Raw genomic sequence first — 5921 nt, 5'->3', positions numbered from 1 at the left:
CATCGCCGAGTGCCGTCTCCAGCCGCTCGGCCGCACCCGTGGCCTCGGTCAGCGCATCGCCGCTCGTCTCGTCGGTTCCCCGCACGGTATCGCGCAGCGCCTGCCAGCTTTCCAGCGGCGCGCGGGCCCCTTCGGCCAGGTCGCGCGCGGCCCCGCGATAGAGGTTGGCGGACGCGAGCGCCCGGTTCGCCGCCTCGGTCAGGCCGAGGTCCGGGGCCGTGAGCGGGTTGTCCTCGAAGGCCATGTCGAAGGCCGCCTGCGCCGCTGTCGTGGCAGCACTGGCCGCACCTTCGAAGCGGTTCTCGATCTCGCCGAGGTCGAGGTCGGGCACCAGCGAGATGCGCCGCTCAGACCCGAGCGCTTCGAGCCCCTGATTGATGCCGCCGATGAAGCCGTTGATGCGCGACACCACGCCGTTCAGCATCGCCTCGACGCCGTCGACCAGGCTGTTGGCTGCCTGGAACGCCAGATCGCCGATGGCGGCGGGCAGCAGACCCCAGATCGCCTTGATCGCCTCGTAGGCGCCCTCGAACGTGTTCGCGGCGGTGTTGCCGAAACCCACGACGCTCTCGATGGCGCTCTGCATGCCGGATGCGGCGTCGGCCTTCAGGTCGAAGAACATCGCCGTGGCGGCCGCGCCCGCAGCCGCTGCGCCCATCCTGATGCGCTCCCAGACCTCGACCGCGACGTCTTTCAGCAGCGACATCGCCCCGCCGAAGCCCCCCGCACCGGAGACGAGCCGGGTGAACTGATAGACAAGCTCGCCCGCGCCGACGATCAGCGCCCCGATGCCGGTCCGGATCAGCGCCCCGCGCAGGACGACCAGCGCCGTGGCGAGGCCGCGCACGGAGAGCGCGGCAGCGGCCATGCCAGCCACCCAGCGGCCCGCGAGGAAGGCCGCGAAGGTCGCGGCATAGGTGGTCAGGCGGCCGATGTTGTCGAAGAGACCGCGGATCGCGATGCCGAGCGGCCCGGTGCGGCTGGCGACCGCCGCCATGGCGTTGGCGACGGCTTCCAGCGCAGGCGCTGCGGCAACCGCCAGTTGGTTCGATAGCCCGCGCCAGATCAGCCCGAGCCTTGATATGGCGTCGTTCGTGCGCTCGATCTGGTCGGCATCCTGTTCGGAGACGACGACGCCGAAGGCGAGCACGTCCTCCGTCGCCTGGCGCAGCGTCGCCGTGTCGATCCGCGACATGGCGATGGAGCCTTCCTCTCCGAAGAGTTGGCCCGCGACCGCCGCGCGTTCGGCTGCGGGCACGAAGCTCTCGATGGCGGCGTTGATCGCGCCCACGCGCTGATCCAGCGGCAGCGCAATCAGGCCGGTGGCGGAAAGTCCGAGCCGGTCAAGCGCATCGGCGGCGGGGCCGGTCCCGGCGGCCGCCTGGCTGAGACGGCGCGTCAGATCCTTTGTCGCCTGCTCGATGCCGGACATCGACACACCAGCCAGTTCGCCCGCGCGCTCCAGCGTCTGGATCGAGGCGACAGTGGTGCCGAGGGACTGGGCGAGCTTAGCCTGCGCATCGACCGTCTGCAGACCGGAGCGGATCATCGCCACGCCCGCCGCGGCGGCAGCTGCAACTGCGGCAGCAGCGGCTACGGCAACGCGACGGGAAAACGCCGCTAGCCTCGCGTTCGCCGCCTCCATCTCCCGGCTGAGCCGACCGAAGCCGCGCGACCCGGCCTCGCCGACACCTTCCAGTTCGGCGCGCACCTGCCGCCCGCCCACGGCCGCGAGGCGGACGCTGACCCTCTTCTCAGCCATGGGAGTGATCCATCTGTTCGTTAAGTTTGGCGACCATCACCGCTTCGATGACGGGCAGCAGTTCGGCCATGGCGAGCGGCGGCACGCCGAGCGCGTCACCGAGCGCGAGCGCCGCCGACATGTCCCAGCCGATCACCGCGCCCGGCAGCACCCGGAGCTGGCCGCCGAGGCGGCCGACCAGGTCCCAGACCTGCCAACCCTCCGGCGTTTCCGGACGGTTCAGCCGCGCCGGGCAGTCCGGGCAGGCTTGCTCGCGGCCCTCGCAGGGTGCGCAGGCTTGGCAGTATCGCTCGCCCCCGCCGAAGGACCATTCGGCGAGAGCGCGGAGGCGTTTTTTTCCTGCTCCAGCAGCAGGCCCTTGGAGACGTAGGTCAGCTGGAAGGCTTCGAAGATCGGCCAGACGTCGAGCAGCGCGTCGATGGCCTCGGGGCTGGGATCGATCGGCTTGCCGTCGGCATCGCCGATGCCCTCCCAGGCGAGCACGGCCCGCCGCGCCAGCGCCTTGGCGAAGGTAACCGCGCGCTCCTCGTCGGACGCCTCCTCGGGTACCGCTTCCACGGCCGGGTCGCTGCGGGTCGCCACCATCAGCGCGGTGGTCAGCGGGCGTAGTTGCACCCGGACTCCGGGCGCGAGGTCATGCCAGCGCGGCGCGTTCGTCAGGTCGAGCGTCAGCATCAGTAGGTCTCCACATCATTCACGAGGGTTGCGGTGCACATCCGGCCAACGACGCTGTCGCGGGCGGCCTGCCAGTCGAAGGTCGCCTGAACGCCCTGCGGCCCGGAGATTTCGATCCGGGGGCGCGGCAGGTAGACGGCGTGCACGGTGAAGGTGAAGCTCTCGCCGGACGGCAGGACGTAGGCGAACTCCATTTCGCAGGCCTCGCCGTTGATCGCCTGCGTCACCAGCGTCTGGTCGGCGAAGCGGACCTCGATCCGGCCGGTCAGCGCCGCGATGGACGGGTCGGCCCCGTCGATGCGGCCGTCCGAGCGGATGGTCTCGATCCGGTCGAGATTGTTGGCATAGGTGATCTCGGCCGAGACCACGTTGCCGAGGGCGGTCCCGTTCCGGGTGATCGCGCCGTTGAAATGGCCGAAACGCTTCAGCTCCAGCGCCGCGGGCGTCCCGGCGCTGGTCGTGGTGCCCACCGTCTCGCCCTGCGCCACCAGCCGCGCAGTCGCCGTCAGCAGCCCCGAGCGCTGCATCTGCCAGGTCAGCTGGTCGAGCACGCAGCCGGAATACATCGCGAAGCGCGGCGCCTCGGGCATGCCGGTCTCGATGGAGAGGCTCGGCAGCGTCCAGGCGCCCGACTGGAATTCGTGGGTGAAGGGGCCCGGCGCGGTGCCCGTGGTCGCAGGCTGACCGAAGGCCGCCTTCAGCCAGAACCCGAAGGCCTCGGCATCGAGCGGCACCACGACATCGCCGTCCGCCGTCACCGCGTCCTTGATCGGCGCCAGCGGGTCGCGGCCGTAGCCCAGCAGCTCCGAGTTCAAGAGCGGCTGCTCGGCGCCGAGCGTGGTGCTGGCAAACGGCATCTTCGTGAAGCCGCCCACAGGCGGCGTTCCATAGGTCGTCTCGAACGCAAGCGCCATCAGCGCTCGCGCCCCCTGGGCTCGTGCCATCGTCGTCTCCTGTCGTGAGAGAGGGTCAGCCGAGCGGATCGGCCGTGGAATAGTGCAGCACCACCGGGATCACGGCCGCCTTCAGGCTGGCTGCGCCCTCAATGGGCAGATCGACCGGCCGTGGCGCCTCCGCCTCGACCCAATCGCAGAGGCCGCCGAGGGTACGGTCGGCGGCGAGCGCCGTGCCGATGCTGGCGGTCAGGGTGTCGAAGGCGCCGTCACGGTCGCCGCCCTGAACGACCGCCTCGATCTCGGCCCGGTGCTGGTAGTGGTAGGCCAGCGGCGACAGCGTCACCTCCGGCTCCCCCGGCTCGCCATCGCGCAGGATCAGCAGGCCATCGGCCGGAATGCGCTCGGGCAGCACCTCTCCGCGCAGGGCCGTGGCAGGCAGCGCCGAGAGCCGCGCGTAAAGTGCGGTGAGGATGGCTTCGCGGGGGGTCTTCATGACCAGTGACTGGATCCTATTGGGCCCTGACCGAGCGCACCACGAATGGCGGCGCAGAGCGCATCCGTAGCGGCGCTTCTTGCGTCTATTGCCACATCGAGAACCAAATGAGACGGCCTTGCCGGGGCGATCTCGGGCAGCGCGATCAAGTCCTCCCCCTGCGCACTCTCTGCCAAAAGCGCCACAGCCATGCCCGCGGCCACGGCCGCCCGCACACCGATCCCGCTCTCGCTGGTGAAGACCGTACGGTAGGCGCGCCCCGTTGCAGAGAGGTCAGCGAGCGCCACGTCCCGCCACCAGCAGGCGCGGTCGAAGACGGCAACCGGCAGTGGGTCACGGCGGGCCGCGTCATGATCGCGCGACGCCATCCACACCAGGCGCTCGGTGCGCAGACGCTCCTGAGTGGGACCGATTTCGGGCACCTCGTAGACGGCCAGATCCAGTTGCCTACGCGCGAGCGCACCCTCGAAGTCATCGCCAAGCGCACAATGGACCTCGAGCTCCATCCGTGGATGGGCGCGGCAGAATGCGGCAATGACGTCCGCCAGAACACCCCGCGCCACGTCCTCGGCGATCCCGACACGCGCTCGCCCTGCGATCTCGTCCGTGCGAAAACCCGCAAGCGCCGCATCAAGAGCCCCGGTGACCTGGCGTGCAACGGGCAGGAGCCGTTCTCCCGCTGGTGTCGGCACGACACCCCGACCGTGCCGCGCGAGCAGCGGCTGACCGATCACGGCCTCGAGCTGTTTCAGTTGGAGACTGGTAGCGGACTGAGAACGGTGTATCCGCGCCGCACCACCGGTCACGCTGCCTGCCTCGACGATCGCGAGGAAGGTGCGCAGGAGATCGCTGTCGAGTTGAGGCATTTGAATTTCCGATGGCTGAGTTCTAAACTACCCGTTTCTCAAATTCCTTACCAGATCCCATTCTGTTCGCGGCACCCGAGTGGAGGAGCGCGCATGACCCTGATCGAAACCCTTCGCATCACCCCGCCCTGGCTGCGGCTCGTATATTTCACCCTCGTCGCGGGCCTTGTCGCCGTCCTCGTGGTTGCGCCTGGTCATGCCCTGGCGACAGCCCGTTTCGTCGTAATGGGGCTCATCGATGTCACGCCGATCGTTATTCCCGGAATACTGCTCGCCGCATGGGTCACCGCGAGCGGGGCGAGTGATCGCGCGGCGGAAGTCATGCGAGGCCGGACGGCGCTGACGGTTATCTTCGCTGCAGCCGTCGGCGCGGTTACTCCTGTTTGTGGTGTAACGGTTCTTCCGCTGATGGCGGGGCTGCTTGCCGCCGGTGTGCCACTGGCTCCTGTGATGGCGTTTTGGCTGTCCTCGCCCATCACCGATCCAGCGATGCTGTCCCTCACTGCTGCGACGCTCGGTTGGACGTTTGCCGTCGGGAAGACAGTCGCGGCGGTTGGGCTGGGTCTCTTCGGCGGTTTCACCACGGCAATCCTGGACGGCTCAAGCTGGACGACAAGCCCGCTGCGCCGGAACCGCATCACCGGGTCGCTCGGGCAGTCCTGCGGGATGGAGAACGTCAACTTCCGAGCGGCGATCTGGGCCGAGCCCGCTCGCCGCGCCCGCTTCGGACGCGAAGCATGGTCGGTCACCCGGCTCATGCTGATCGTGCTGATCCCTGCTTTCGCGGCAGAGTATGCGCTCAACGCCGCGCTCGCACCGGATGCGCTGTCGGCTTACGTAGGAGCCGAGAGCGCGTTCGCCGTGCCACTCGCCGTGCTGGTCGGCGGGCCAGCCTACATCGACGGATACGCCGCGCTACCGCTCACTCGCGCGCTTATGGACGCCGGGATGGCCCCCGGCGCGGCGATGGCTTTCCTCGTGTCAGGCGGAGTGGTCAGCATCTGGGGTGCCATGGCCATCGCGCCGGTGCTGAGATTGAAGCCGTTTGTTCTCTACCTGTTACTGGCCATCATTGGTTCGATGCTGTCGGGATGGGCGTTCGGCGCGTGGATCGGTATTCCCTGACAAGAAGCTCTCATGCCTACCGTACTTCCACCCAGATGGGATGGTTGCCGCCCTCCCCAGACGGCATCGCAATGTGCCAAGATCGTGGATGTGAACGCCACGGA

The 5921-nt window shown here is 68.8% G+C and carries 7 protein-coding genes; 1 reads left to right on the top strand and 6 read right to left on the bottom strand.

The window, feature by feature from the left end; genetic code table 11:
* The 6 genes from GE300_RS21805 to GE300_RS21780 form a co-directional block, all read right to left on the bottom strand.
* Positions 1-1762 (bottom strand): phage tail tape measure protein (locus GE300_RS21805; RefSeq protein WP_233417309.1); only part of this gene is annotated, 1762 nt, incomplete at its 3' end.
* Positions 1755-1898 (bottom strand): DUF7697 family protein, encoded by a 144-nt coding sequence (locus GE300_RS21800; RefSeq protein ID WP_165093516.1) that lies wholly within the window; start codon positions 1896-1898, stop codon positions 1755-1757. The genes GE300_RS21800 and GE300_RS21805, both read right to left, overlap by 8 nt.
* A gap of 83 nt (positions 1899-1981) precedes the next feature.
* On the bottom strand, positions 1982-2437 hold the full coding sequence (locus tag GE300_RS21795; RefSeq protein ID WP_154449670.1) for a hypothetical protein: 456 nt from the start codon (positions 2435-2437) through the stop codon (positions 1982-1984).
* Positions 2437-3381, bottom strand: coding sequence for a phage tail tube protein (locus GE300_RS21790; RefSeq protein WP_154449669.1), 945 nt, complete (start codon positions 3379-3381; stop codon positions 2437-2439). The genes GE300_RS21795 and GE300_RS21790 overlap by 1 nt, the downstream gene beginning before the upstream one ends.
* A 25-nt stretch (positions 3382-3406) precedes the next feature.
* Positions 3407-3826: an acyl-CoA transferase gene (locus tag GE300_RS21785; protein WP_154449668.1), complete on the bottom strand. Its 420-nt coding sequence runs from the start codon at positions 3824-3826 to the stop codon at positions 3407-3409.
* Positions 3823-4692, bottom strand: a complete 870-nt coding sequence (locus tag GE300_RS21780; protein ID WP_154449667.1) for a LysR family transcriptional regulator — start codon at positions 4690-4692, stop codon at positions 3823-3825. The genes GE300_RS21785 and GE300_RS21780 overlap by 4 nt, the downstream gene beginning before the upstream one ends.
* Before the next feature lie 93 nt (positions 4693-4785).
* Here GE300_RS21780 and GE300_RS21775 point away from each other — a divergent pair, with 93 nt between their 5' ends.
* Positions 4786-5817, top strand: coding sequence for a permease (locus GE300_RS21775; RefSeq protein WP_154449666.1), 1032 nt, complete (start codon positions 4786-4788; stop codon positions 5815-5817).
* The last annotated feature ends 104 nt before the right edge of the window (positions 5818-5921 follow it).

Source organism: Halovulum marinum (assembly GCF_009697225.1).
Classification (GTDB): domain Bacteria; phylum Pseudomonadota; class Alphaproteobacteria; order Rhodobacterales; family Rhodobacteraceae; genus Halovulum; species Halovulum marinum.
Note: the sequence above shows the minus strand (reverse complement) of the source record. Positions and strands in the feature narration are given on the sequence as shown.